At 68.4% G+C, this 24,271-nt stretch carries 26 protein-coding genes; 12 read left to right on the plus strand and 14 right to left on the minus strand.

The window, feature by feature from the left end:
• From DM816_RS25375 to DM816_RS25390, 4 genes are all read left to right on the plus strand, one after another.
• Positions 1-755: DUF2127 domain-containing protein (locus DM816_RS25375; RefSeq protein WP_246002221.1), on the plus strand; the 755-nt coding region annotated here is incomplete at its 5' end.
• 27 nt (positions 756-782) lie between these two features.
• The gene (locus DM816_RS25380) at positions 783-1,184 is read left to right on the plus strand and encodes a hypothetical protein (RefSeq protein WP_117212910.1); all 402 of its coding nucleotides are present in this window, start codon (positions 783-785) and stop codon (positions 1,182-1,184) included.
• 72 nt (positions 1,185-1,256) lie between these two features.
• Positions 1,257-1,718 carry a DUF1761 domain-containing protein gene (locus DM816_RS25385; RefSeq protein ID WP_117212911.1) on the plus strand — a complete coding sequence of 154 codons (462 nt, stop codon included), beginning with the start codon at positions 1,257-1,259 and terminating at the stop codon, positions 1,716-1,718.
• Positions 1,719-1,773: 55 nt separating this feature from the next.
• Positions 1,774-2,223 (plus strand): hypothetical protein, encoded by a 450-nt coding sequence (locus tag DM816_RS25390; RefSeq protein ID WP_117212930.1) that lies wholly within the window; start codon positions 1,774-1,776, stop codon positions 2,221-2,223.
• On the opposite strand, the gene DM816_RS25395 is transcribed toward DM816_RS25390, so the two are convergent.
• On the minus strand, positions 2,220-2,963 hold the full coding sequence (locus DM816_RS25395) for an SIR2 family NAD-dependent protein deacylase (RefSeq protein ID WP_117212912.1): 744 nt from the start codon (positions 2,961-2,963) through the stop codon (positions 2,220-2,222). The genes DM816_RS25390 and DM816_RS25395 overlap by 4 nt on opposite strands.
• Before the next feature lie 482 nt (positions 2,964-3,445).
• Here DM816_RS25395 and DM816_RS25400 point away from each other — a divergent pair, with 482 nt between their 5' ends.
• On the plus strand, positions 3,446-3,649 hold the full coding sequence (locus tag DM816_RS25400; RefSeq protein WP_117212913.1) for a cold-shock protein: 204 nt from the start codon (positions 3,446-3,448) through the stop codon (positions 3,647-3,649).
• A gap of 866 nt (positions 3,650-4,515) precedes the next feature.
• Here the strand turns inward: DM816_RS25400 and DM816_RS25405 are convergent.
• Together DM816_RS25405 and DM816_RS25410 are read right to left on the minus strand one after the other, a co-directional pair.
• Positions 4,516-4,872 (minus strand): ribosomal maturation YjgA family protein, encoded by a 357-nt coding sequence (locus tag DM816_RS25405; protein WP_117212914.1) that lies wholly within the window; start codon positions 4,870-4,872, stop codon positions 4,516-4,518.
• On the minus strand, positions 4,869-5,489 hold the full coding sequence (locus tag DM816_RS25410; protein WP_117212915.1) for a pentapeptide repeat-containing protein: 621 nt from the start codon (positions 5,487-5,489) through the stop codon (positions 4,869-4,871). The genes DM816_RS25405 and DM816_RS25410 overlap by 4 nt, the downstream gene beginning before the upstream one ends.
• Positions 5,490-5,515: 26 nt before the next feature.
• On the opposite strand from DM816_RS25410, the gene DM816_RS25415 reads away from it, so the two are divergent.
• On the plus strand, positions 5,516-5,998 hold the full coding sequence (locus DM816_RS25415; RefSeq protein ID WP_162907823.1) for a hypothetical protein: 483 nt from the start codon (positions 5,516-5,518) through the stop codon (positions 5,996-5,998).
• Here the strand turns inward: DM816_RS25415 and DM816_RS25420 are convergent.
• Together DM816_RS25420 and DM816_RS25425 are read right to left on the minus strand one after the other, a co-directional pair.
• Positions 5,987-6,466: a vitamin K epoxide reductase family protein gene (locus tag DM816_RS25420; RefSeq protein ID WP_117212917.1), complete on the minus strand. Its 480-nt coding sequence runs from the start codon at positions 6,464-6,466 to the stop codon at positions 5,987-5,989. The two genes, DM816_RS25415 and DM816_RS25420, sit on opposite strands and share 12 nt — an antisense overlap.
• Positions 6,463-7,038, minus strand: a complete 576-nt coding sequence (locus tag DM816_RS25425) for a DsbA family protein (RefSeq protein WP_117212918.1) — start codon at positions 7,036-7,038, stop codon at positions 6,463-6,465. Before DM816_RS25425 ends, DM816_RS25420 begins: the two co-directional genes overlap by 4 nt.
• 17 nt (positions 7,039-7,055) lie before the next feature.
• Here DM816_RS25425 and DM816_RS25430 point away from each other — a divergent pair, with 17 nt between their 5' ends.
• Together DM816_RS25430 and DM816_RS25435 are read left to right on the plus strand one after the other, a co-directional pair.
• The gene (locus DM816_RS25430; protein ID WP_162907824.1) at positions 7,056-7,679 is read left to right on the plus strand and encodes a TetR/AcrR family transcriptional regulator; all 624 of its coding nucleotides are present in this window, start codon (positions 7,056-7,058) and stop codon (positions 7,677-7,679) included.
• Positions 7,680-7,725: 46 nt separating this feature from the next.
• On the plus strand, positions 7,726-10,029 hold the full coding sequence (locus DM816_RS25435) for a glycoside hydrolase family 6 protein (RefSeq protein WP_117212919.1): 2,304 nt from the start codon (positions 7,726-7,728) through the stop codon (positions 10,027-10,029).
• Between the two features lie 195 nt (positions 10,030-10,224).
• Here the strand turns inward: DM816_RS25435 and DM816_RS25440 are convergent, their stop codons facing one another.
• From DM816_RS25440 to DM816_RS25450, 3 genes are read right to left on the minus strand one after another with little or no spacing between them, the layout of a single operon-like run.
• Positions 10,225-11,676: a multicopper oxidase family protein gene (locus tag DM816_RS25440; protein WP_117212932.1), complete on the minus strand. Its 1,452-nt coding sequence runs from the start codon at positions 11,674-11,676 to the stop codon at positions 10,225-10,227.
• Complete coding sequence (locus DM816_RS25445) at positions 11,673-12,050, minus strand: hypothetical protein (RefSeq protein ID WP_211588847.1); 378 nt, start codon at positions 12,048-12,050, stop codon at positions 11,673-11,675. The genes DM816_RS25440 and DM816_RS25445 overlap by 4 nt, the downstream gene beginning before the upstream one ends.
• Positions 12,047-12,268 carry a hypothetical protein gene (locus DM816_RS25450; protein WP_117212921.1) on the minus strand — a complete coding sequence of 74 codons (222 nt, stop codon included), beginning with the start codon at positions 12,266-12,268 and terminating at the stop codon, positions 12,047-12,049. Before DM816_RS25450 ends, DM816_RS25445 begins: the two co-directional genes overlap by 4 nt.
• Positions 12,269-12,417: 149 nt before the next feature.
• Here DM816_RS25450 and DM816_RS25455 point away from each other — a divergent pair, with 149 nt between their 5' ends.
• The 3 genes from DM816_RS25455 (at position 12,418) to DM816_RS25465 (ending at position 15,032) form a co-directional block, all read left to right on the plus strand.
• The gene (locus tag DM816_RS25455) at positions 12,418-13,545 is read left to right on the plus strand and encodes a sensor histidine kinase (protein WP_211588848.1); all 1,128 of its coding nucleotides are present in this window, start codon (positions 12,418-12,420) and stop codon (positions 13,543-13,545) included.
• The gene (locus DM816_RS25460) at positions 13,542-14,195 is read left to right on the plus strand and encodes a response regulator transcription factor (RefSeq protein ID WP_162907825.1); all 654 of its coding nucleotides are present in this window, start codon (positions 13,542-13,544) and stop codon (positions 14,193-14,195) included. The genes DM816_RS25455 and DM816_RS25460 overlap by 4 nt, the downstream gene beginning before the upstream one ends.
• Positions 14,196-14,339: 144 nt before the next feature.
• The gene (locus tag DM816_RS25465; RefSeq protein WP_117212922.1) at positions 14,340-15,032 is read left to right on the plus strand and encodes a hypothetical protein; all 693 of its coding nucleotides are present in this window, start codon (positions 14,340-14,342) and stop codon (positions 15,030-15,032) included.
• A 614-nt stretch (positions 15,033-15,646) separates the two neighbouring features.
• On the opposite strand, the gene DM816_RS25470 is transcribed toward DM816_RS25465, so the two are convergent.
• The 6 genes from DM816_RS25470 to valS all read right to left on the minus strand — a co-directional run bounded on the left by DM816_RS25470 (position 15,647) and on the right by valS (position 23,094).
• The gene (locus DM816_RS25470) at positions 15,647-17,644 is read right to left on the minus strand and encodes a transglycosylase domain-containing protein (RefSeq protein WP_117212923.1); all 1,998 of its coding nucleotides are present in this window, start codon (positions 17,642-17,644) and stop codon (positions 15,647-15,649) included.
• Between the two features lie 53 nt (positions 17,645-17,697).
• Positions 17,698-18,735 carry an ABC transporter ATP-binding protein gene (locus tag DM816_RS25475; protein WP_117212924.1) on the minus strand — a complete coding sequence of 346 codons (1,038 nt, stop codon included), beginning with the start codon at positions 18,733-18,735 and terminating at the stop codon, positions 17,698-17,700.
• Positions 18,735-19,496 carry a molybdate ABC transporter permease subunit gene (modB, locus tag DM816_RS25480; protein WP_117212925.1) on the minus strand — a complete coding sequence of 254 codons (762 nt, stop codon included), beginning with the start codon at positions 19,494-19,496 and terminating at the stop codon, positions 18,735-18,737. Before modB ends, DM816_RS25475 begins: the two co-directional genes overlap by 1 nt.
• Positions 19,493-20,170 (minus strand): molybdate ABC transporter substrate-binding protein, encoded by a 678-nt coding sequence (modA, locus tag DM816_RS25485; RefSeq protein ID WP_117212926.1) that lies wholly within the window; start codon positions 20,168-20,170, stop codon positions 19,493-19,495. The genes modB and modA overlap by 4 nt, the downstream gene beginning before the upstream one ends.
• Positions 20,167-20,550 carry a TOBE domain-containing protein gene (locus DM816_RS25490; RefSeq protein ID WP_117212927.1) on the minus strand — a complete coding sequence of 128 codons (384 nt, stop codon included), beginning with the start codon at positions 20,548-20,550 and terminating at the stop codon, positions 20,167-20,169. The genes modA and DM816_RS25490 overlap by 4 nt, the downstream gene beginning before the upstream one ends.
• 189 nt (positions 20,551-20,739) lie before the next feature.
• Positions 20,740-23,094, minus strand: a complete 2,355-nt coding sequence (gene valS, locus DM816_RS25495; protein ID WP_117212928.1) for a valine--tRNA ligase — start codon at positions 23,092-23,094, stop codon at positions 20,740-20,742.
• Between the two features lie 214 nt (positions 23,095-23,308).
• Here valS and DM816_RS25500 point away from each other — a divergent pair.
• Positions 23,309-24,271, plus strand: a 963-nt coding sequence (locus DM816_RS25500; RefSeq protein ID WP_117212929.1) for a sigma-70 family RNA polymerase sigma factor, incomplete at its 3' end; no start/stop codon positions are given.

The raw sequence follows: 24,271 nt of genomic DNA on the forward strand, positions 1-24,271 counted from the left end.
GTGCGCTAGCCATGGACTGGGAGCTGCTGGCCTGCGCACGCCACCACCTGACCTACGCGGCGGCGTCCTATGAGGACCAACTGCGGGTCGCGACGCCGGTGGGGGAGGCGTGGCGGTGTTTGCGGTGCGGGTCGTTCGTGCCCGGCCCGCCGTTGCACAGCGGGCCGGCCGAGGACGCCCCCGTGCCGCTGCGCGGGCAGCTGCTGCGCGACGCGATTGTGCTGCGGGTGCTCGCCGTCGACCGTCTGGTCAAGGCGCTCATCGTGTTGTTCGCCGCCTATGGCGTGCTCCGCTTCCGGGCTCATGCCGACGCCTTGCACCGCGCGTTCGAGCAAGATCTGCCCCTGCTGGAGCCGTTGGCGCAGCGGCTGAACTTCGACCTGGACCACTCGTCGGTGGTGCACGCGGTCCGGACCGCGCTGGAGGCACGACCGTCCACATTGGCGTGGGTGGCGGCGGGGCTGCTGGGCTACGGCGCGCTGCAGCTGGCCGAGGCGGTCGGGCTGTGGCTGCTGACCCGCTGGGGCGAATATCTCACGGCCGTGGCCACATCGGTGTTCATCCCGCTGGAGATCCATGAGCTCATCTCGCGGGTGACGTGGGTCCGGCTGACGGCGCTCGTGGTCAACGTCGCCGCGGTGATATTCCTGGTGTACCGCAAGCGTTTGTTCGGTGTCCACGGTGGACGGAAGGCGTACGAGGCCGAGCGCCGCCACGAGAGTCTGCTACAGATCATCCGGTTTTCGCGAACGTGAGCGACACCTGATGTGAAGATGATGGGTATGAGCACGTACACCGAACAAGAGATCGACACCATCCGGCAGGCGGCATTCGGGGCCATGACCCTGGTCTCCGCGGCCGATCCGGGCTTCTTCGCGATGTTCAAGGAGAGCATGGCCGGGGCCAAGGCCCTGGCCTCGGCAAGCGGTGAGCTGCAGACCGTGTTCAAATCGGGCGGCCTGCCGCCCATGCCCAAGGGCGGCAAGGACGAGATGAAGGCGACCGTGCTGGGCGCGCTGCAGCAGTCGACGCAGATCATCCAGACGAAGGCGCCGCAGGATCTCGAACCGTTCAAACAGGTCATCGCGGCGGCGTGCGACCAGGTCGCGAGCGCCTCCGACGGGGTCAAGCCGGAGGAGCAGCAGGCGATCAACGAGGTGAAATCCGCCATCGGGCTGCTGTAGAGCTTCGATGCGCTGACACCCCAATGGGTGTCAGCGCATCGAATTGTCGTACCCGGGCGCGAGGATGCCTCCATGAAGGTCCTCGCAGGCTTCAACGAGATCAATTATCTGGCGGTCATCGTGGCCGCGATCGCCGGATTCGGCATCGGCGCGGTGTGGTATGCGCCGCCCGTTTTCGGCTCCACGTGGCAGCGCCTGACCGGCCGCACGGGCGGCAAGGGCCTTCCCCGTGACCCCGCCACGCTCCGCGGGGCAAGCCCCAAGCCGCCCGATGGCTCAAGCGTCCTGCCCACCATGATCACGGCCTTCGCGGTCACGGTGGCGGGCGTGCTCGCCCTGGCCTTGTTCATCGGCCGCGATGCGGGGGTCGGGCCGGGCCTGGCGGCCGGGCTGGCCGCGGGCGTGGGCATCGCCACGGTGGCCATCCTCATCAATGGCATCTTCGAAGCCAGGTCGCCGGTGCTCATGGCGATCAACAGTGGTTACCAGATCGTGCTCTTCGCGGTCGCCGGGGCCATCCTCGGCGCCTGGTGAAACCCGCGCTCTCCACTGACGGGAGGTGTCAGCGGGCGCCGTTTACGGTGCCCGCATGGCAAAGGACGACTTTGATTTCTTTCACGGTACCTGGCACGTCCACAACCGACGGTTGACCGGCGAGGGCAGCTGGGGCGAATTCGAGGGCAGCTGCGTGACGCGGCCGCTGGCCGACGGGATCGGTTTCATCGACGAGATGCACTTCCCGACGCTGGGCGTGTGGGGCCACACCATCGGGCTGTACGACAGCGGCCGGGAGCTTTGGGCCCACTATTGGGTGGGCAGCCGTGACGGGGTCCTGCAGCCGCCGCTGTATGGCAAGCTGACCGGTCCCACCACGGCCGAGTTCTTCGGCGACGACACCCTCGACGGGGCTGCCATCCGGGTCCGGCAGATGTGGACGCTCGAATCGCCGGACGTGATCGTGTGGGAGCAGGCCTACGCGAGCGCGGGCGGCGGCGACTGGCAAACCAACTGGGTCATGACCTCTACCCGGGCTGGTTAGCCGAGCAGGGATGCTTTGAGCGCCGACGCGAGTCGCGGCAGGGCCTCGCCGATCGGCTCTCGGACCACGTCGTCGGCCAGGTGGTCGTACGGCGTGGGTTCGGCGTTCACGATCGTGAGGCTCGCACCCGACCGGACCGCCACCTCACACAGCGACGCCGCGGGCTCGACCCGCAGCGAGGTGCCGACGGCCCAGAAGTGATGGCAGGCCATGGCGACCTGCGCGGCCGCATCGATGGTGTCGCGGTCGAGCAGCTCGCCGAACATGATGGTGCCCGATTTCAGGATGCCGCCGCACTCCATGCAGGCCGGATCGTCCTCGCCCGCCCGCACCCGGTCCAGCGTCTCGGCCATGGTGCCGCGCGCACCGCAGCCCATGCATCGCACCGTGAACATGGTGCCGTGCAGCTCGATCACCTTGCGCGGCGTGGATCCCGCCTTCTGGTGCAGGCCGTCGATGTTCTGCGTGATGATCCGGATCGGCACTCCGGCCCGCTCCAGCTCCACGAGCGCCAGGTGCGCGGCGTTGGGCCGGGCCGTCCAGGCCGGGTTTTCCATGCGCGCACGCCACGACTCGACCCGTACCGCGCGATCGCTCATGTAGTTGTCGAACGTGAACAGTTTTTCCTTGGCCGGGTCGCGCGTCCAAACCCCGTTGGGCCCGCGGAAGTCGGGGATTCCGGAGTCGGTGGAGATGCCGGCACCGGTGAGCACGGCAATCAGCGGCCTGTTAGCGGTCATCCGATCATGGTGCCAAAGTGCGCCCGGAGGAACATCCCAGTTTGCCGCGCTGCACCGCCGTCCACACCGGACGGTGCGATGCGAGCGTCAATCCGACGTGTCGCGCCGATCCTTCTTGGCCTTCTTGTCGGCGCGTTTTTCCTTGAGCGTCTTGCCGGCCTTTTTGCTGCCGTCCTTCTGTGGCGACTTGTTGCCCATGACCGATCACATCCCGTCGGCAGGAAGCCCTGATAACCCGATTGGCCACCGAGCGCCTGAGACACAGAGCGTACCCTTCGCCGAGCCGGATGGCGCGGCACAAATCACCTGCGTCTCGGCCAACCGGTTCTGGAGACCTCCACCACCTTTTCAGGCTGTACCGGACATTGGGCTATGCAGAAGCCAATGCCGTGCTACGGTAGGCACGTGTGAGGTGTTCAAGGTGATTCGTAGCCCGCAGCAAGCAGGCGGCCCCTGGACCTCACATTGAATGGAGAAACATCGTGGCAACAGGAACCGTCAAGTGGTTCAACGCTGACAAAGGCTTTGGCTTCATCGAGCAGGATGGCGGCGGCGCCGACGTCTTCGTGCACTTCTCGGCCATCGCCAGCACCGGATTCCGGGAGCTGAGCGAGGGTCAGAAGGTGAAGTTCGACATTGCACAGGGCCAGAAGGGCCCGCAGGCGGCGAACGTAACCTCGCTCTAATCACCGATCGTCAACGGCGACCCGGGATCCTTTGGATTCCGGGGCGCCGTTGACTGCTAAAAACTCCCGATTGGCCCGCGTGTGCTGAGCTCATCCGACCAGCGCGGCGATGATGGCTGTCGCCATGACGATGGGCCCGCGAGGTGTGACCGTGCGGGTCACACCGATGTCCCGTTTCGCGCTGGCGAGCCCATGCGCCCGGATCGGTGAAATCACGTACCTCGGCCGAAATGCCTGAGACGCCGGTGCCGGTTTCCTCGACGATGCGCTGTCCGGCACGCCGTTGCTTTTTCTGCTGCCGTGTGATCCCGGAGGCTGGGACGGCGCTGGGCGGCGGCCAGGAGCCGCCATGGTGCGTGCCCTAATCCGCGAAGCGGCCACCCGGCTGCTCACCCGCCAGGGCTGCGTGGCCACGACCATGCGCGAGGAGGCCGCGGAGGTGGGGTGGGGGAGCGCACGCTGTAGGACGCGTTCCCCGGCAAGGCCCCCTGTTCGGGCACACGCTCGGCGTGGCGATCGTCGGCGACGAACAACCGGTTCCGGTCGCCGCCCGCGCGGAGCCCGATCTGCCGCGCTCGCCCAGGCGCTCGACTACATCACGGCCCCGCTGGAGCGCGCCGGCGACCTCATCATGGCGGCGGGGGGAGACCCCAACATGCGGGCCGCCGCCACCCACCGCAACTATCTGGCGCTCACGGAGAAGCTGCACGAGCGCGTGGTCGCTGCACGCGGGGCTCGGGCCGGTGGAGGCGGCCGATATTCTGTTCGCCCTCGGGTCCCCGCACCTGCGCGAGCTGCTGTGTCGCCACCGCGGGTGGGGGCCGCGGACGGTACCGCGCATGGCTGGAAGCGTCTTGGTGCGCGAGCTACTTGGCAGCAATGGTCCAATGTAGACCGCCAGCCACGGTAGCTCCCACGGCGTACCAGAAGAGGTCTGGCAAATTGAAGGTTGTGCCGAAGACGAGGCGTGCCACGGCACTGCGCGCCGACAGCCCGGCCGGGACCGGGGTGAGTTGCGCGAATTCGACGGCCCAGCAGAATGCCAGCGCCCACACGACGGCGAGCCAAGGGCGCACCCGTGGCGCGATCAGCACCACCAAGGTGTAGACGAAGGCGGCGTAAAGCGCGACGCCCGCGTACTTGGCGAACGCGCCTTCGGTGAATGCGCGCACCGCCAGGCCGCAGGCCAGCACGAGAGCAGCGGCGGCGAGCCGGTAGATCATCGCTGGCGCACGTGGAAGCCCAGCACCTCGGCCAGCGCGATGGCCTGCTGTGGGTCGATGATCGCCTCCCTGATCTGCACGGTCAGAGGGTCCAGTGTGGACAGATCGGACCCCCGCAGATCGGCCTTGGTGAGATCGGCCGCGCGAAACGAGGCGCCCGAGAGGTCGACGTTGTGCAGTGTCGCGCCCTTGAGTTTGGCCCCGGCCAGATCCGCCTCACGCATGCGCACATCCTTGAACGACGATTTGGCCAGATCGGCTCCGGGCAGCCCGACGAACGACCAGTCGCCCCCGACGACCTTCAGCAACCCGAAGGTGCACACGTCGAACGCGCTCCCGACGAACTTGCACCCGGTGAACGTGGCGTCGAAGAACGAGCACCCGACGAACCTGCAATTCACGAACGCGGCATCGTCGTGAGTGGACGCATTGAACCGGCAGTCACGGAACGTGCAGTCGGTGAACACCGCGCCCTGGTTGGCCACCTCGGTCAGGTCGATGTCGACGAACGCCACCCGCTCGTGCGTGCGGCCGCTGATGTCGTCGTCGCCCCACTCCTCGTGGCGCACCTCGGACTCGGTCGCGACCGGCTGATGTCCACCGTCAAAAGAGCTCATGCCCCAAGAGTGTAGGCTCTCGGGCCGTGAGTGTTATGCGCAAGATCGAGGGCTGGCAGACCAAGGCTTTCGTGTGGGTGGGTCTGCCACTCATCGCGGTGATCGGGCTCGCGTTCGGCTCCGTCGACGTGCTGCCCGCCTGGAAGGCGAAGAGCGGTTCCGGTGTGGCGGGCACGTTCACCGCGCAGCGCGAGGACTGTGGCCGGCGCACGTGTTCGTTCTACGGCGACTGGGTTTCCGCCGACGGCACGAGCACGCGCACCGATGTCATCCTCTACGACGAGCCCGACTCGCTGAGCAGGGGCGGCACGACCGAGGCGATCGACAGCGGTGCGCGCAAGGGCGTGTTCGCCACGGGCGGCGGCGCCACCTACCTGCTCGTGACGGGGCTGACGCTGGCCGGTGTCGTCGCCGCCATCGTGTGGTTGGTGCTCGTGCTCCGGCGCCTACGCAAAATGATGCGCAAGAGCGCCGGAAGCAAGCACCTGATCCCCCAATCAGGACAGTAGAAGCCACCACTGCGTCCAAAACGCCTGTGCCGCAAGCGCGATCACCGCGAGCAGCCAGACCGTCAAGGCGCGCCACGGAAAACGCGGCAGGAACGTGTGGCAGGCGATAGCCACGACGCAGATCCAAATGATCATACAGTACGGGCAGAGGGCGCGAAGGTCGTACAAGCTCAGGAAGATGAGCACGTGCGTAAACACCGCGCCCGCGATGACGCCCGCCCGCAGGCCCCGCCACACGAGCTTCGGCAACGGCTCGACACCCGAGAGCATAAGCACGCCAAGCGTTGCCACGACCGGAAACGCGATCAGCCCGATGGCCGTGTTGAGCACGTTGTCGACGGTCGCCGCGCACGTCACGACCGGGTTGATGTCACACGCGGGTGCGGCATCTCCCAACGACAGGAGCAGCCCGAGCGACGCGGCCGTGCCGAGCCCGCCCGCGATCACGAAGACCCAGGCCCGCGTCATTTCTTCAGCGCCCGTTCGATGGCCGACTTGAGCTCGGCGTAGGTGAGCTGCCCGGTGAAGCGGTCGCCGTTGATGAAGATGGTCGGCGTGCCGCGGACCCCCAGGGCCGTGCCCCGCTCCTTGTCGGCGGCGATTTTGGCCTTCGTGGACGCCGACGCGACGTCCGCCTCGTAGCGACGCAGATCCAGCCCGAGGCTCGCGGCGTACCGCGTGAAATCCGGGTTTTCCCCCCACTCGGCCTGACGCTGGAACAGCAGCGCGGCCATCTCCTTATATTTACCTTGCTGAGCGGCTGCCTCCGCGGCGCGCGCGGCGGCCTCGGCGTGGCGGTGGCCCGGCAGCGGGAAGTGGCGTGACGCGAACTCGATGCGGCCGTGGTATTCCTGCTCCAGCCGCTCGATGACCGGGTGGGTCTGCGCGCACGCCGGGCATTGGAAGTCGAGATAGACGACTACGCCGTCACCGGCGGTCGCGGGCGGTGCCGGGGTGTCGGGCCGCAGCGAATAGGCGATCGCGATCCCGATCGCCACCACCAGCGACAGTCCTAAAGCGAACTTTAGGTTGCTCCTCATTGGGTAACCTCGTTCCCGTGACTGTGGCGACGCGGACTGACGAGACGATCCGCCGTGACCTGATCGGGGCGCTCGCCGCCTGCGTCGCGCAGAAGGGTTATGCCTCCACGACAATTTCGGACGTCGTTGCGTTGGCACGGGTGTCGAAACGCACCTTCTACGAGCATTTCTCCGGCAAGGAGGACTGCCTGCTCGCGCTTTACGCGCACGTCACGGGCCGGCTGATGAACATCATCCGGGCGGCGGGCGGTGCCGATCAGCGGTTCCAGCTACAGATCGCGGCCGGCACGAAGGCCTTTTTATCCGCATTGGACTCGATGCCCGAGTTCACCCGCACGCTGCTGGTCGAGATGCAGGGCGCCGGTCCGCGGGCGTTCCGGATGAGGCAGGAGACGCTGCGCGGGTTCGCCCGCACAATCGTCGACCTGGTCGAGGTGGGGCGCGCGGCCAACCCGGAGATCAAGCCCCTGGCCATGCCGCGGGCGCTGGCCATCGTGGGCGGCATCAACGAGCTGTTGCTGCATGCCATCGACCCCTACGCCGGTCCGTCGACTGTGGACGGTGTCTTCTCCGCGCTCTATGACGACGTCGTTTCCCTCATTACAGCCCTGCTCTTGTACGACGGGAGCGCTCCCATGTAGGGTGTGGGCATCCGGGCATGTCAGTTTTCCAAACTAGGAGCTTGGCATGAACCTGCGCAGAATTCTTGCCGCTGCCTCACTCGTGGTGGCAGGAGGGATCGTCGCGGCCTCACCGGCACACGCGGCGGTCTCGTGCGAAGTGGTCTACACCCCCAACAGTTGGCAGGAAGGCCCCAGCAGTGGCGGCTTCACCACCAACATCACAGTACGCAACACCGGTGACGCCTGGCAGGGCTGGACGCTCGCGTTCACGCTCCCGGCCGGGCAGACGCTCACCCCGCCCGGATGGTCGGCCACGTTCTCGGCATCCGGCCAAAACGTGACCGCCGTCCCGGTCGACTGGAACCGGAACCTGGCCACCGGCCAGTCCACCCAGATCGGCTTCCAGGGACGCTGGACCGGCAGCTACACCAACCCGACCGCGTTCACGGTCAACGGTGTGGCCTGCAACGGGCCCGGCGGCGGCCTCTCGGTCGCGCTGACCAGACCGACCAGTGGGGAAACCTTCCCGGCCGGCCAGGGAGTCCCGCTGGCCGCGACCGTCAGTGGCGGCACGGCAGCGCGCGTCGAGTTCTTCGTCGACGGCGTCATGGTCGCCACCGACACGTCGAGCCCCTACACGGGCACGGCGAACGGCCTCGCGGCCGGCAGTCACGTGGCACAGGCACGGGCCTTCAACAGTGCGGGCAGCAGCGTGGCCTCGGCGAACGTGCCGTTCACGGTGCAGGGCACGGGCACACCGTCCATTTTGCTCAGTCCGACCGACCTGTCGGTGGCCGAAGGCGCGTCCGCGGCGCTGACAGTGCGGCTGAGCCAGGCGCCCAGCGCGAACGTGACGGTGCAGCTCGCCCGGACCGGTGACGCGTCCATCACCGTCCCGGCGACGGTCACGGTGACCACGGCCAACTGGAGCACCGGTGTCACGGCCAACGTGAGTGCGGCCGAAGACGCCGACACCACCAACGGCACGGCCACCATCAACGCGACGGCGACCGGCTACACGGCCGGATCGGCGAGCGTGACCGAGGTCGACAACGATGGGAACCCCACCGCGCGGGTGCCCAACCCCTACGCGGGTGCCGGTGTGTACAACAACCCCGACTGGCGGGCGCGTGCGGCCGCCGAACCGGGTGGCAGTCGGATCGCCAACCAGCCGACGGGTGTGTGGATGGACCGCAGAGCGGCCATCAACGGCACGCCCGGGGCGCGTGGCCTCGCCTCGCACCTCGATGAGGCCGTCGCACAGGACGCCGCCAACGGCGCCGCCCCGTTGGTGTTCCAGGTCGTCATCTACAACCTGCCCGGCCGTGACTGCGCCGCGCTGGCCTCCAATGGCGAGCTTGGCCCCAACGATCTGCCGATCTACCAGGCGGAGTACATAGACCCGATCGCGGCGATCCTCGCCCGGCCGGCGTACGCCAACCTGCGGATCGTGACGGTCATCGAGATCGACTCGCTGCCCAACCTGGTGACCAACATTTCGGGCCGGCCGACCGCCAGCCCGGCCTGCGACGTGGTCAACGCTAACGGCGCCTACGTCAACGGTGTGGGATACGCGCTCAACAAGCTGGGCGACATCCCGAACGTCTACAACTACATCGACGCCGCGCACCACGGCTGGATCGGCTGGAGCGACAACTTCGGCGCCACGGCGCAGAAGCTCGCCCAAGCCGCCAACGCCAACGGCGCGACGCCTGCCGACGTGCACGGCTTCATCACCAACACGGCCAACTACTCCGCGTTGACCGAGCCGTACATCAACGTCCAGGGCAGCGTCGGTGGTCAGCAGATCCGGCAGTCCGCCTGGGTCGACTTCAATAACTACAACGAGGAGCTGGCGTTCGCCCAGTCGTTCCGCAACCAGCTGATCAGCGCAGGTTTCAACGGCGGCGGCAACGACGGCATCGGCATGCTCATCGACACGTCCCGCAACGGTTGGGGCAACTGCGTTCAGGCCCCGTGCCCGACGCTGGCCAACCGGCCGACCGGGCCGAGCAGCTCGACCAACCTCAACGAGTTCGTGAACCAGTCGCGTATCGACCGGCGCATCCACAAGGGCAACTGGTGCAACCAGACCGGTGCCGGCCTCGGCGAGCGGCCGCGGGCCAACCCGGCCACGGGCATCGACGCCTACGTGTGGATCAAGCCTCCGGGCGAGTCCGACGGGTCGAGCCGCGCGATCCCGAACAACGAGGGCAAGGGCTGGGACCAGATGTGCGACGAGCGGTACACCGGCAACGTGCGCAACGGCAACAACATGTCCGGTGCGCTGCCCGACTCCCCGTTGTCGGGTCACTGGTTCTCCGCTCAGTTCCGGCAGCTGATGGCCAACGCCTACCCGCCGCTGTAGCCAGAACTACAACCGAATAGCCCGGGTAGTGAGCCGGGCATAAGCCCACCAGGGGCGTGAGGGCCGCATCCGCTATGGATGCGGCCCTTGCGTCTGCAGGCCGTAGCTCGCCCAGCCGTCAGATGATGAACAGGTCGACGGTCCAGTCCGACCCCGCAGTGGCGCGGACGCGATGTTGCACGACAGACGGACGCTTCAGACGACGTCGAAGTTGGCCATCATGGCCATGTCCTCGTGCTCCAGGTTGTGGCAGTGCAGGACGTAGCGGCCGCGGTGACCTTCGAAGCGGACCAGCACCTCGACCACCTCAAACGGGCGGACGTCGACCGTGTCCTTCCAGCCCGCGTCGGCCGGGCCGGGCGCGCGGCCATTGCGGCGGTACACCTGGAAGTGTCCAAGATGGACGTGGACCGGGTGGTGGAAGTCGCTGCTGAACGTCCACAGCTCGGTCGTGCCGAGCCGCGGGGTGGCCGAGGTCCGTGCCGGGTCGAAGGTTTCGCCGTTTATTTTCCAGTGGGTACCGTGTGCGCCCGGGCCGCTGAGCCGGAAGTCGAAGCGGCGCCGGTGCACCGCCCGGCCCGGCGCCAGCGGTTCGAGGTCGGCGAGCTTGGCGGGGACACGGCTGTCGTCGTTGCCCCGCCGCGCGACCCGGAACCGCATCACCTGCCCGGCCGGACCGGCGTCCAGCCGGTTGACCAGTGTGACCTCGGTGCCCACCGGATAGGCGCCGAAGTCGACCACGACATCGGCGCGCTCGGCGCTCGCCAGCACCACCCGGTCGAGCCGTTGCGGCGCACCGAGCAGCCCCACGTCGCTGCCGACCTGGGTGAATGGCGCGCTGCTGTCCGGGGGCGCGGGGTCGAGCCGCAGGTCGTAGCGGCGGGCGTTGCTGGCGTTGAGGAGGCGGAACCGGTACCGCGTGGAATCGACCTCAAGCTCCGGCCAGGGCGCGCCGTTGACGAGGATGACGTCGCCCTCAACGCCTTGATGGTATTCGCCTTTCACGCCGGGTCTGCCGGGCAGCGACGGGTAGAGGAACGACCCGTCCGCGTCGAAGGCGCGATCGCAGATCAGCAGCGGGATGTCCTTGTCACCCTTGGGCAGCGGCAGTGCGTCGTCGACGTCGTCGCGCAGGATGAACATCCCGGCCAGCCCGCGGTAGACCTGTGGGCCAGTGAAGTCCATGCGATGGTCGTGATACCACAGCGTCGCGGCCGGTTGGGACAGCGGATACTCATGCACGAACCTGCGCGTCGGGACGACCAGATGAGTGGGGTATCCGTCGAACTGTGGCGGGTTCACGCCGCCATGGAGGTGGGTGGAGGTGGGCACGGGAAGCTCGTTGACCATTGAGACGGTGATCGGACGCCCGGCGCGCACGTCGAATGTCGGCCCCGGGAACGTGCCGTCGTAGCCCCACACCTCGGTCCTCGTCCCGGGGATAATCTCCACTCTGGACGGGCGCTGCACGAGTTCGTAGGCGGTGCCGCCATCGACGAGCGGGCGGGCCACGGCGGGCATGGTCAGCGGCACGGTGAACGGGCGCGGCAGCGGCAACCGGCTCGCGAGCACGACGCCCGCGCGCTCGGCGGTGCAGCCCGGGATGGCCAAAGCACCCGCGAGGCCGAGAAAGGCGCGGCGCCTCATGCGCGCACCTTCGGTGACCACACGGCCATCACCATCACGACGGTGAAGCCGAACAGCAGCACCCCCGCCGGGATGTGCGCGCCCACCGCGCGGGCGTAGCCGAGCGCACCCTGGACCTCCACGGCCAGAAAGAAGCCGAGGCTCGCCCAGATCGGCCAGCCCGGCCCGCGTCCCGGCCGCCATACCAGGATCGCGGCAACGAACTGAAGGAACGCCGTCACGGTGAGGAATCCGGCCACCATGGCGTGGAGCCGGAGCATGCCGACGTCGCCGGTGACGAACAGCCCCGCCAACACCGGTTGCAGCAACACGAGTATCGCGTTCGCCAGCACGAGACCGCGCAGCGTCCACATCGTCCAATGTGGACCGCTCACCGGGTCCTCCTCCGCCCGGACCTGCGGTCGATCATGATCGCGACCACCGCGCCGACCACGCCAAGCACCGGCATAATGGCGCCCAGCAGGATGCCGACCCCGACCGGGATGGCACCGTCGTTGCCGGCCACGATCGGGCGGGCGACGGCGGAGGTGAGCAGCGCGCCGGCGATCAGGCCGAGGAACAAGCCCAGGATCGCGACACCGAGAGTTCTCATGCCGCCGACACTACGAAGATGATCGGGTGGCGTCATCGGAGTGAGATCCCGATCCGGTGTCGCCTCCTGACGTATGCGGGCGGGCGAACGTTACGTCCGTTGTTGACAATCGGCGACCATCGCCGCAAGCCCGGCTACGCTGCGGGGTTGTGGCACGACGCGACATCCTGATCGACGGTGCGCTGGCGGCGGCCGTCACGCTCGTCATCGCCGTGGCGGTCACGGCGGACCTGGGCGGCGGCCGCGGGCCCGATGTGACGGCGTACATGTTCGCCATCGGGCTCGGCCTGCTCATGCTGGTTCGCCGGCGGCACCCGGTGCTCGCGCTGATCGCCACGGGTGTGGGGCTGATCGGCTACCACGCGCTGGACTACCCACCCGTTGGACTCGCGGTGCCCGTGGCCGCCGCGCTCTACTCGGCAGCAGAACACGGCAAGACCCGGCTCGCCGTCGGTGTCGCGCTCGCGCTGCTGGCCGTGTCCAACTTCTTCCGCCTGCGCGACGGCGAGGACCCGGGCTATCTGATCGGCTTTGAGCTGGCATGGAGTGTTGCCATGATGGCGGCGGCGATCGCGCTCGGCGACAGCGTGCGCAACCGCCGGCGCCTGCGGCAGGAGGGCGAGCGGGAGGCGGCCATCCGCATGGAGCAGGAGCGGCTGGCGATCGCCCGGGATCTGCACGACGTGCTCGCGCACACGATCACCGTGATCTCGCTGCAGTCGGACGTCGCACGGGAGGCGCTCGACGACGCGGATGCCGCGGCGGCACGGACCGCGCTCGCGCTGATCCGCACGGCGAGCGACGAGGCCGGCGACGAACTGCGCACGACGGTCGCGCTGCTGCGCCGCCCGGCCGATGCCGCGATCCGCAGCCCGACCGCGAGCCTGCGCAACCTCGGCTGGCTCGCCCGCACAATGGGCGACAACGGGTTGCCCGTCACGGTCCGGACCGAGGGCGAGCCCGTGCCGCTGCCCGGGATCGTCGACACGACCGCGTACCGCATCGTGCAGGAGTCGCTGACCAACGCGCTGCGCCACGCCGGCGCGAGCCGGGTCGAGGTGGTGCTGCGCTACGGCCGCCACCGGCTCGACGTGGACATCATCGACGACGGCCACGGCCACGGCCGCGACGCAGACGGCGACGCAGACGGCGACGGACACGGGCTGGCCGGGATGCGCGAGCGGGCGGAGCTTGTCGGTGGCAAGCTGACCACGCACATCGTGGGTAATGGGGGATCAACGGTGTCGGCATCGCTTCCGATCGAAGGGCGCCAATGAGCAACGTGATCCGGGTCGTCATCGCCGACGACCAGCCCCTTGTGCGGGCGGGCCTGCGCGCCCTGCTCGACCGGGCGCAGGACATCACCGTGGTGGGGGAGGCGGCCGACGGCGCGGAGGCGATCGGGATCGTGCGCGCCGAGCGGCCGGACGTCGTGCTCATGGACATCCGCATGCCCGGCCTGGATGGGATCGAGGCCGCGCGGCGCATCGCCACCGACGAGGTGCGCGTCATCATGCTGACCACCTTCGACGTCGACGAGCATGTGTTCGACTCCATCCGGGCCGGCGCAGCGGGATTCCTGCTCAAAAACGCCCAGCCTGAAGAGCTTCGTCATGCGGTACGCGTCGTGGCCGCCGGGCACGGGCTGCTCTCACCGGCCGTCACCGGGCGGGTCATGCGGGCCGCTGCCGACTCGCCGGACCGGGCCGGGAAACCGGAGCTGCTGGGCGGCCTCACCGATCGGGAGCGGGAGGTCCTCGCCCAGGTGGCCATGGGCAGGTCCAACTCGGAGGTCGCGGCTGAGCTGCACATCAGCGCGGCGACGGCCAGGACCTACGTGAGCCGCCTGCTGACCAAGCTCGATGCGCGCGACCGCTCGCAGCTCGTGGTGATCGCGTACCGCAGCGGCCTGATCCGTGACGCGTGAACCCGGCTCACCCCTGAGAAACAAGCCGCCTCAGCCCGTGAAGCGACCGCCGTGCCCGCTCGCTGATACCCACGGTGATGCCGGCGTTCGACTCATCGGCACCCGGGCCTGCATATCATCTACATAGTTGATAATATGGCTCGCATGCCATCTGCGATACACGAAGGACTCATCGAGGTCTTCCGGCACGGGCCCGCTTTCGCCGCTGAACTGGTTGCGGATTTGTTCAATGTGGACGTTCCCATGTGGCAGCAAGCCCGCCTTGACGCCGGGGACCTGCCCGAGCTGCTGTTGGTCGTCAGCCCGGACACCAGGTGTGCGGACTGGTGTGCCCAACCGATCCACATCGGCCACCCCGACTGGGAACTGCGTCCCCTGGTGCTCGGCCCGCGGCAGGTGCCCGTGATCACCGAGGCCGCTGAAGCCGCCGGCAACCCGGAGCTGTCACTGCTGTCCGGGGTGGCGCACGGCGAGAATCCACAACGCGACAAGATCTTTGATTCCTTCCTGCGTGCACTGCAGACCGTCGAGGACGAGCGTGCCAGCCTGTACGCTGACCTTGTGCTCGCAGCGCTGTCGGCAGCGACCCGACACCACCTGGAGGCACTCATGAGCACCGGCATCTACGAATACCAGAGCGATTTTGCCCGCCGCTACTTCTCCGAAGGCAAGGCTGAGGGCGAGATCCGGTCGCTGCTGGCCGTGCTTGCCGCCAGAGGTTTCGACGTGCCCGCCCCGGTGCGTGAGCAGATCAAGTCAAGTACCGACCTCGACCAGCTTGAGGAGTGGATCAGGCGAGCGGTCACCGTTGGCACCATTGACGAGCTGTTTGGCTGAGCACACTTTCTGTGACCGATCTTGGCCTCTGCGCCGCTACTGTTCGGCTGTGGCGCGGGCGACCAACGGAGGGCGGTCGTGCGGCAGGACTATGACGAACTGCCAGGGTCCGTGATTCACCTTGGCTAGGCCGATTCGCTCGTCGGTGCGCAGTACCGCCGCCACGGCCGAGTCGCCCTCGACGATCTGGCCGAGGCTGACGTAGTGCTTAGCCAGGCTCGCGGCAGGCGCCTCGATCCAGAGCTTGATCCTCGCGCCTCGTCGAAGGGCACCGATCAGTTCATCGCATACTTTCCCGGGGGCGGCAGCAAGGACTCTATTGTGCAGTCGCTCGTGTGCAGATGGTTTGGGTCGGAGCAACGTCAAGGATTTGCACAGGAATCGCTGCAGTGTGTGCGGTGTTAGGGCGGTAGCCGCGGCCGCGGATCTCCGCGTAGAGGGCGTGGCTGTCGGTGACGCCGCTTCAGGCGTCGGCGACAGCTCTCCGCGCACGCGGGGATGGCGCGGCGCGCTACTCGCCGTGGGCGCGTGGCACTGGCGAATGCGCGATGGGCCGGGATGTGGCGCGCCAGGCGTCGGTGGTGGGCGGCGGTGGAGTTTGGGGCGTGGGGCGGTCACGGGGTGCGAGGGTTGTGAGTGTTGCCGTATGCGAGCGTGGAGGTCGGTGGGGTGAAGGCTTGGGCGGGCTCGGGTTCGAGCGCAGCGGCGAGGGTTTGCGCTACCGCCCGATAAACGCGCGACAGTGCGGCCGAGCCCACGCCGTCGTCGGCCTGCTTGGGGTTGGCCGCGATCATCGCGGCCGCGAGCTGGGGCGTGTAGGCCACGAACGACTCGGTGCGGTAGTCGTCGGTGCTGCCGGTCTTGCCCGCGACCGGGCGGCCGCCGAGTATGCCGGACACCGCTGCGGCCGTGCCGCCGTTGCACTCGCCGAACGCGCTCTGCTGGCCGACCGGGCACCGCGCCGCGTCGGTCGCGGCCCGCGCCACGTCGGGGCTGAGGACCTGCTTGCACTGCGGCTGGGCGACATCGAGTGCCTGCCCATCGGCCGTGGTCACCGACTCGACGGGAAGCGGCGCGCAGTAGAGGCCTTCGGCCGCGACGGTCGCGTAGGCGTTGGCCAGTTCGAGCGGGAACGTGTTGCTGGTGCCGATGACGAACGAGCCACCGGCGAACGTGTTGGTGATGCCCAGGCGCTTGGCCATCTCGGCAGTCTTCTCCGCGCCGATCTGCTGGTGCAGCCAGACGAAGTAGGTGTTGACGGAGCGGCCGAACCCGTCCCACATCGTGCGGTAGCCATCCATCCACGCCGGATTGGCGTTGCGCAGACACCAGTATCCGCCGCAGTTGCCCTCGCCGCCGTCGCGCCACCGGGTCACCAGTTGCGCGGGCGCGTCGAAGCCGGTGTCGAGCGGATATCCCGCCTCCAGCGCGGCGAGCATGGCGAACATCTTGAACGTCGATCCGGCCTGGTATCCGGGCAGCCCACCCCCGCCCGCGATCAGCTGGTCGAAGGTCTCGCCGAACGTGCGGTTGACGGCCAGCGCCCGCACCTTGCCCGTGCCCGGCTGGACGACCGCAAGCGGAGCAACGTATTTGCTGTCCTTGGAGTACACCGACTCGACCTGCCGTTGCGCCTCCCGCGCCACCGCAGCGTCCAATGTGGTCACGATGCGGTAGCCGCCCTGGCGAAGGGCCTGCTGCCGCTGCGCCTGGGTCTCACCGAACGCGGCCTGCGCCTCCCACCACTTGACGAAGTAGTCGCAGAAGAAGCCCCAATCCTGCGTCGCCGCAACGCAGTTGTTGGGGATCGTGCCGCGCTTGACCCCGAGCGGCTCGGACTTGGCGGCGGTCGCCTGCTCGGCCGTGATGGCGCCCGTGCCGACCATCGCGTTGAGGGTGTATTCGCGCCGCGTCAGCGCCCGCTCCTCGCCGAAGTCGGGGGTTTGCAGCATCCCGGCCAGCATGGCCGCCTCCGCCAGGGTCAGCTGCGCCGGGTCCTTTGAGAAGTAGATGTGGCTCGCCGCGTAAATCCCGTAGGCGCCCTCGCCGAAGTAGGCGATGTTGAGGTAACGCTCCAAAATCTCCGCTTTGGACAGTGTCTGCTCAAGCGTCAGCGCGTAGCGCGCCTCCAGGAGCTTGCGGGCCGGGGTCGTCGCCGTCGCAGCCTCCCGCTCGGCATCGCTCCGCGTTGGGTCGCTCTTGAGCACATTGCGGACATATTGCATGGTCAGCGTGGAGGCGCCCTGGCGCGTCTCGCCCGAGGAACGGTTGGCCACGAAGGCCCGCGCGATGCCCTTCAGGTCGACGCCGTTGTGCTCGAAGAACCGGCTGTCTTCGGCCGCGACGACCGCGTCCTGCATGACCTGGGCGACTTCGCTCAACCGCACATCGCGCCGGTTTTCGTCGTAGAACGTCGTGATGAGCGTCTGCCCATCGCCGGCATAGACGTAACTCGCCTGTGCGATGGTCGGCCGCTGCAGCGCGTCGGGCAACTCGGCGGGCGGCAAACGGAAGGCCAGACCGGCGAGAGCAGCGGCGGGCAGCGCAGCCGCGGCCAACACCACCCCGGCCAGCACGGCGATCCCGAACAGCAGGGCAACCCGTTTGAGCATGGGTGCAACCCTGCCTCGCGCCCGCGAGAAACGCCCGGCGATTGTGGCAAGCGTCACGCCGGATAGGCGCGGGTCTCGGTCGCCTTCACCGCGGCCCAAATCGCCTGCCCCGCAACCAGTCTCAACTGCGCTGCCGCGGCGGGCGTGATATCGGCGGCCGCGGCGATGGGCCCGTCCAACTGCACGCGCAGATTGTCACCGTGCCGGTGAATCCCGGCGATTATTGCCTGCCATGCGTTGCGCGGGCTGCCCGACGGCCGCTCGGGGTGCAGCGAGACGGCCGAGGGTGCGAATGCCACAAACGAGTCCCCGGCAACGTTTTCGGCGACCGTCAGTGCGAAGCCCGGCGCGACGGCGACCGTGTGCCCCGATCCTTTACCCCGGTACAGGTTCAGGCCCACGAGCCGGGCGATGTAATCGGTTCGCGGCTGTGCCGTGATCGACGCGGCGTCGCCCTCCTGCACGATGCCTCCGTCCTCCACCACGACCAGCCGGTCGGCGAGCATCATCGCGTCGAGCGGATCATGCGTGACGATGAGCGCCGCACCCTCATGCGAAGCCAGATGCTGGTGCAGCGACGCACGCGTGTCCACCCGGGTGCGCGCGTCAAGCGCGGCAAGGGGTTCGTCGAGAAGCAGCAGGGCCGGATCGACCGCGAGCGCCCGCGCGAGCGCGACCCGCTGCGCCTGCCCGCCCGAGAGCTCCCGTGGCTTGCGACTTTCCAGACCGGACAGCCCTACACGTGCGAGCCATGCCGCGGCCACGGCTCGTGCGTCGCGTTTGGACAATCCGCGCCGCCGAGGCCCGAAGGCCACATTGTCCAGCGCGCTCATGTGCGGGAACAGCAGATAGTCCTGGAACACCACGCCGATCGGCCGCTTCTCCGGCGGGACGCGGGCAAGCGCCCGCCCGCCAAGCCGGATGTGCCCATCGGTCAGCGGCTGCAACCCGGCCAGCGCGCGCAGCGCCGTGGTCTTGCCTGCCCCGTTAGGCCCCAGGAGCGCGACGACCTGACCCGCGTCGACCGTCAGCCGGATGTCGAGCCGGAAGCCGTCGAGCCCCACCACCAGATGGGCGTCCAATGTGGACATCAGCCGATCCACCTGTCCCGCAACGCCGCGAGGATCGCCACCGACACCCCGAGGAGGATCAGGCTGAGCACGATCGCCGACTGCAGGTCGGTTTCGAGCGCCAGATAAACCGCGAGCGGCATGGTCTGCGTGCGCCCGGGGAAGTTGCCCGCGAACGTGATGGTCGCGCCGAACTCGCCCAGCGCCCGCGCCCAGCACAGCACCGCCCCGGCCGCGATGCCCGGCGCCACGAGCGGCAGCGTCACCCGGGTGAACGCCACCCATCGCGACGCGCCCAGCGTGGCGGCCGCCTCCTCGTAGCGCGCGTCGGCCCCGCGCAGCGCGCCCTCGACCGCGATCACCAGGAACGGCATGGCCACAAACGCCTCGGCCACCACCACCCCTGCCGTCGTAAACGGGAGCGAAAAGCCGAGCCACGAACCGACCAACCCACGCCGCCCGAACACGAGCAGCAGCGCGACCCCGCCCACCACGGGCGGCAGCACGAGGGGCACGGTCACCAGGGCCCGCACCAGCCTGCGCCCCGGGAAGTCGGCCCGTGCCAGCAACCACGCCAACGGCACGCCAAACACCAGACACAGCACGGTCGCAAGCGTCGCGGTCTGCAGCGACAGCACGAGCGCACTGACCACACCCGGCTCGGCCAGCCGCCGCGGCAGGCTCGCCCAGGGGGCCCGCACCACCAGCCCTACCAACGGAAGCACGAGAAACGCGAGCCCCAGCACCGCAGGAATCACCAACGCCAGCGGCGCCCGCCTCATCGCTGGAACCCGGCGGCCACGAGCGCCGCCATGCCCTTCTCTGACCGGACGTAGTCCACAAAAGCCTGCGCCCCAGCGCGATTCGGGGACTCCTTCAGCACGGCGATCTGGTACTCGTTGATCGCGTCGGCCGACTCGGGAAACTCGATCCCCTCGACGTCGGGTGAGGCACGGACGTCCGTGCGATACACCACGGCCGCATCAACCTCGCCCAGCTTCAGCTTGGACAGCGCGGCCTTCACATCCTGCTCCAGCGTCACAGGCTGCACCGCGACGCTGGCCAGCGCCTTCTTCGCGGCCGCGCCGCAGGGCACCTGCTGCGCGCACAGCGCCACCTTCACGTCCGGCCGCATCAGATCACTCAACTCGTTGAGGCCCTTTGGGTTTCCCTTCGCCACCGCGATCACGAGCTGATTCTTCGCAAAGGCAACGGGCGCAACGCCGTCGATGGTGATGCGAGTCGCCGAGGCGAACACGTCCGCCGGTGCCCCCTGGTCGATCTGCGCGGCCAGGGCCGCACTGCCCGCGAAGTTGAACCTGACGTTCAACCCCGACTCGGCCGCGATCCTCGTGAACGCCTCGGTCAACGAAGCCGCCGCGAACACCGTCACAGCCCCATTCGCGGGCACACCGCAGCCGGAAAGCACGAGAAGCAGCCCGAGCAGGCGCCTCATGGCTTCTCCACCACCACAGCCGTGGACTTGATGACCGCGACCGCGAGCGAGCCGACCCGAAGGTCCATCTCGTCAACCGCCTCCCGGCTCATCAGTGACACCACGCGATAGGGCCCGGCCTGGATGTCGACCTGCGCCATGACGCGATCCTTCACGATCGCGGTGACGATGCCGCGCAGCCGGTTGCGAGCCGACGAGCCCGCAAGGGACGGCGACTCGGCCAGCGAACGGGCGAACGCGGCCAGATCGGTGCCCGTGATGACCCGGTGCCCGTGCTCATCACGCGCCGCCGGCAGGCGCCCGCCGTCGACCCACCGGCGCACGGTGTCGGCGCTCACGCCCAGCAACTGAGCTGCCTCACCTATCCGAAATGCGGCCACACTCGTACCGTACCTCTCGCATCTGCGAGCGGGAAACCTACCCCAGCCATCGCAGCTGCGGCCAGGGGTCGGGCACTGCAGAGGTCGCAGCTGGGGAAGGGTCGGGCACCGCAGCCATGGCAGCTGCGGCCAGAGGCCGGGCACCGCAGCGGTCGCCGCCGGCGACGATGCCCGGACCCCGCCAAGCGATCACGCTCCGGGTGTAATCACCGCCTCGAATCTCGGCGGCCCCTCAATGAGGCGGTGCTCGATCTCCCCGATGGTTCCGGCCGCCCGCACATCGTCCCTGGCCGGCCCGAGAAGCTCCCAAGTGGACTGTTCACAGTGGACGATCAAGCGCGACACAGGTGCCTTCATCGACAGTTTCGCGTCCGACTTGGCCTTGCGCACCGCACGGATCGCCTCACCGGCCAGGTCCAACAAGGAAGGATCGCCCAGTGCGGGCAGCGACGGCCACGGCGAGCGGTGGATGCTGCCCTCTTGCCACCACGACCACGCCTCCTCGGTGCAGTACGGCAGCATCGGCGCGAACAGACGCAGCAATGTGGACAGCGCGGTGCGCAGCGCGGGCGGCGCACCCTCGTAAGCTCGCGCCTTGATCAGCTCCAGGTAATCGTCGCAGAAGCGCCAGAAGAACCGCTCGGTCACGTCCAGCGCACGCGAGTAGTCGTACTCGTCGAGAGCATGTTTCGCGGCGGCGGTGGTCAACGCCAACCCGGCCAGCATCGACTGGTCCAGCGGCCGGTCCACTTCGGACGAAGAAGGCAGCCCGAGCATGAAGCGAGACGCGTTGAGGATCTTCGTGGCCAGGCGCCGGCCCACCTTCATCTGCCCCACGTCGAACGCCGTGTCGGTGCCCAACGACGCGGCCGCCGCCCAATAGCGCACGGCATCGGGAGAGTGCTCGCGCAGCAGCTCCATCGGCGTCACCACGTTGCCGACCGACTTGGACATCTTCTTGCGGTCCGGATCGAGGATCCAGCCATTGATCATCGTATGCGTCCACGGCAGGCGGCCGTGCAGCGTGTGGTAGCGCAGCACCGTGCCGAACAGCCACGTGCGGATGATCTCGGGCCCCTGCGGGCGCAGATCCATGGTGCCGTCGAACCCGGCGATCGACGGGGTGAGGGTCGAGGTCGCCCAGGTGTCGAGGACGTCCGGGTCACCGATGAAGCCGTCGGGCTTGCCGCGCTGCGACTCGTCGTAGCCGGGCGGGGTGTCGATCGCCGGATCCACCGGAAGCTCCTGCGGCACAAGGGGTTCGTCGTATTGAGGATTTCCAGAGCCATCCAGCCGGTACCAGAGGGGAAGCGGCACGCCGAAGTAGCGTTGCCTGCTCACGAGCCAGTCGCCGGCCAACCCGTTCACCCAGTGCTCATAGCGCACGCGCATGTGCGCCGGATGCCATCTGAGCGAGCGCCCGCGCTCCAGGAGCTCCTCGCGCAGATTCTGATCGCGCCCGCCGTTGCGCAGATACCACTGCCCGGTCGGGATGATCTCCAGCGGACGCGAGCCCTTCTCGTAGAACTTCACCGCGTGTGTAATGGGTGAAGGCGTCAGTCCCAGCAACTCCACGATCCGGGCGCGCGCCGCGGGCACGGTGAGCCCGCCCACGTGCGGCACGTCCGGCAGGAAGCGGCCGTCCAGACCGAGCACCGGTTTGATCGGCAGGTCCAGTTCGCGCTGCCAGATCACGTCGGTGGTGTCGCCGAACGTGCACACCATGGCGATGCCCGTCCCCTTCTGCGGGTCGGCCAGATGGTGTGCCAGCACGGGCACCTCGTCGCCAAGCGGGGAGCTCACCCTCGTACCAAATAGATCTCTATATCGGTTGTCTGAAGGGTTGGCCACCAGGGCCACACACGCCGGCAGCAGCTCCGGCCGCGTCGTCTTCACCGTCACCGGCCCGAACCGCAGGTCGTGGAACGCGCCCTTGACCTGGCGCTCCTCCAGCTCGGCCTGGGCCACGGCGGTCTGGAACGTGGTGTCCCACAGCGTCGGGCCGTGCGCCCGGTAGGCGTCCCCGGCCGCGAGCGCGTCGAGGAACGCCCGCTGCGACACGGCCTGCGCCCGCCGCCCGATCGTCGTGTACAGCATCGACCAGTCCACCGACAGCCCGACCGCGCGGAACACCTCCTCGAACGAGCGTTCGTCCACAGTGGTCAGTTCGTGGCACAGCTCGATGAAGTTGCGCCGGCTGATCGGCGTCTCACCCTTCATCGGCGGTGTGAAGTGGGGGTCATAGGGCACCGACGGGTCGCACCGCACACCGAAGTGGTTCTGCACCCGGCGCTCGGTGGGCAGGCCGTTGTCGTCCCAACCCATCGGGTAGAAGACGGTCTTGCCCTGCATTCTGGAGTACCGGGCGATCACATCGGTCTGCACATAGCCGAACACCGTGCCCATGTGCAGCTGCCCGCTCACGGTCGGCGGGGGAGTGTCGATGGCGAACACGCGTTCGCGTGGTGCGCCCGGGTCGAAGCGGTAGATCTGGTCGGTCTCCCAGCGGGCCGACCACTTCCCGGCGAGTTCGTCGAGGTTCATGATTGTGGGTCCCCAATGGTGTCAGGGGCGCCCGAACGACACAGTGATCGCCGTGCGCTCGGGCGCACGGCGATCAGACAGAAAGCTACGCGCGGCCCTGGTCGGCTACGCGTACTACTGCCTGAAGGTGATGTGTCACGCCACCCATCGTAACTCATGAGCATTCCGCGCGTTACGTCACATAGACGTCCCCTCAACCACATGTGGCAGACAAATGACAAAGGAATACGAAGCCCCAGACCCGGGGGAACCGGGCGACGCGGAGGCCATGGCGGCCGTCCGCTCGGGTGACACCGGCGCGTTCGACGTGCTGTATCGGCGGCACGTGCACGCGGCTCGCCGGATGGCCCGTGTGCTGGCACGCGATCCGTCCGATGTGGACGACCTCGTCGCAGAGTCGTTCGCCCGCGTGCTGGCCATCCTCTCGTCCGGGCGCGGCCCGCAATCCGCGTTCCGGCCCTACCTGTTCACTACCCTGCGCAACCAGTTCTACGAGCGCACCCGGCAGGAGCGGCGGCTGCAGGTCACCGACGACATGTCGCGCCTTGAGGCCGGTGTGCCGTTCGTCGACACGCCCGTCGGGGCGCTGGAACTGGCGCACGAGATGAGCCTGGTGTCCAAGGCGTTCGCCAGCCTGCCCGAGCGGTGGCAGACCGTGCTGTGGCACACCGAGGTCGAGCGCGAGCGGCCGTCCAAGGTGGCACCGCTGCTCGGGCTGACCCCCAACGGCGTGGCGGCCCTGGCCTACCGGGCGCGCGAAGGCTTACGCCAGCAATATCTGCAGGAGCACATCGCCTCAGAGCCCGCCGACGAGTGCCGGTGGGCGATCGAGCGGCTGGGCGCCTACGTGCGTGGCGGGCTGGCCCGCCGCGACACCGCGAAGATCCACGCCCACCTGGCCGGCTGCCGCCGGTGCCATGTGCTGTTCGTCGAGCTGGGCGAGGTCAGCGCGCGGATGCGCGACCTGCTGGCGCCGGCTCTCGTGGCATCCGGTTACTTCGTAAGCGCTGGCAAGGTGGTGTGGCTGGCTCCGGTGGTCAAGGTGGCCAAGCGGCGCGACACCCAGGTGGTCGCCGGGGTGGTGGCCGTCGCCGCCGGGGCCGCGCTGGCCCTGATGCTCACGTCGCAACCGGTGCCACCGCCCGGCGGACCGCCACCCGCGGCCGCACCCAGTCCG

It is taken from the genome of Allorhizocola rhizosphaerae, assembly GCF_003426775.1.
In the GTDB taxonomy this organism is placed as follows: domain Bacteria; phylum Actinomycetota; class Actinomycetes; order Mycobacteriales; family Micromonosporaceae; genus Allorhizocola; species Allorhizocola rhizosphaerae.

What these genes read in the sequence shown, in the direction of transcription:
- DM816_RS25380 (WP_117212910.1), top strand. Translation starts at nt 783, where the DNA reads ATGAGCACGTACACCGAACAAGAGATCGACACCATCCGGCAGGCGGCA.
- DM816_RS25385 (WP_117212911.1), top strand. Translation starts at nt 1,257, where the DNA reads ATGAAGGTCCTCGCAGGCTTCAACGAGATCAATTATCTGGCGGTCATC.
- DM816_RS25390 (WP_117212930.1), top strand. Translation starts at nt 1,774, where the DNA reads ATGGCAAAGGACGACTTTGATTTCTTTCACGGTACCTGGCACGTCCAC.
- DM816_RS25395 (WP_117212912.1), bottom strand. Translation starts at nt 2,963, where the DNA reads ATGACCGCTAACAGGCCGCTGATTGCCGTGCTCACCGGTGCCGGCATC.
- DM816_RS25405 (WP_117212914.1), bottom strand. Translation starts at nt 4,872, where the DNA reads ATGATCTACCGGCTCGCCGCCGCTGCTCTCGTGCTGGCCTGCGGCCTG.
- DM816_RS25410 (WP_117212915.1), bottom strand. Translation starts at nt 5,489, where the DNA reads ATGAGCTCTTTTGACGGTGGACATCAGCCGGTCGCGACCGAGTCCGAG.
- DM816_RS25420 (WP_117212917.1), bottom strand. Translation starts at nt 6,466, where the DNA reads ATGACGCGGGCCTGGGTCTTCGTGATCGCGGGCGGGCTCGGCACGGCC.
- DM816_RS25425 (WP_117212918.1), bottom strand. Translation starts at nt 7,038, where the DNA reads ATGAGGAGCAACCTAAAGTTCGCTTTAGGACTGTCGCTGGTGGTGGCG.
- DM816_RS25435 (WP_117212919.1), top strand. Translation starts at nt 7,726, where the DNA reads ATGAACCTGCGCAGAATTCTTGCCGCTGCCTCACTCGTGGTGGCAGGA.
- DM816_RS25440 (WP_117212932.1), bottom strand. Translation starts at nt 11,676, where the DNA reads ATGAGGCGCCGCGCCTTTCTCGGCCTCGCGGGTGCTTTGGCCATCCCG.
- DM816_RS25450 (WP_117212921.1), bottom strand. Translation starts at nt 12,268, where the DNA reads ATGAGAACTCTCGGTGTCGCGATCCTGGGCTTGTTCCTCGGCCTGATC.
- DM816_RS25460 (WP_162907825.1), top strand. Translation starts at nt 13,542, where the DNA reads ATGAGCAACGTGATCCGGGTCGTCATCGCCGACGACCAGCCCCTTGTG.
- DM816_RS25465 (WP_117212922.1), top strand. Translation starts at nt 14,340, where the DNA reads ATGCCATCTGCGATACACGAAGGACTCATCGAGGTCTTCCGGCACGGG.
- DM816_RS25470 (WP_117212923.1), bottom strand. Translation starts at nt 17,644, where the DNA reads ATGCTCAAACGGGTTGCCCTGCTGTTCGGGATCGCCGTGCTGGCCGGG.
- DM816_RS25475 (WP_117212924.1), bottom strand. Translation starts at nt 18,735, where the DNA reads ATGTCCACATTGGACGCCCATCTGGTGGTGGGGCTCGACGGCTTCCGG.
- modB (WP_117212925.1), bottom strand. Translation starts at nt 19,496, where the DNA reads ATGAGGCGGGCGCCGCTGGCGTTGGTGATTCCTGCGGTGCTGGGGCTC.
- modA (WP_117212926.1), bottom strand. Translation starts at nt 20,170, where the DNA reads ATGAGGCGCCTGCTCGGGCTGCTTCTCGTGCTTTCCGGCTGCGGTGTG.
- valS (WP_117212928.1), bottom strand. Translation starts at nt 23,094, where the DNA reads ATGAACCTCGACGAACTCGCCGGGAAGTGGTCGGCCCGCTGGGAGACC.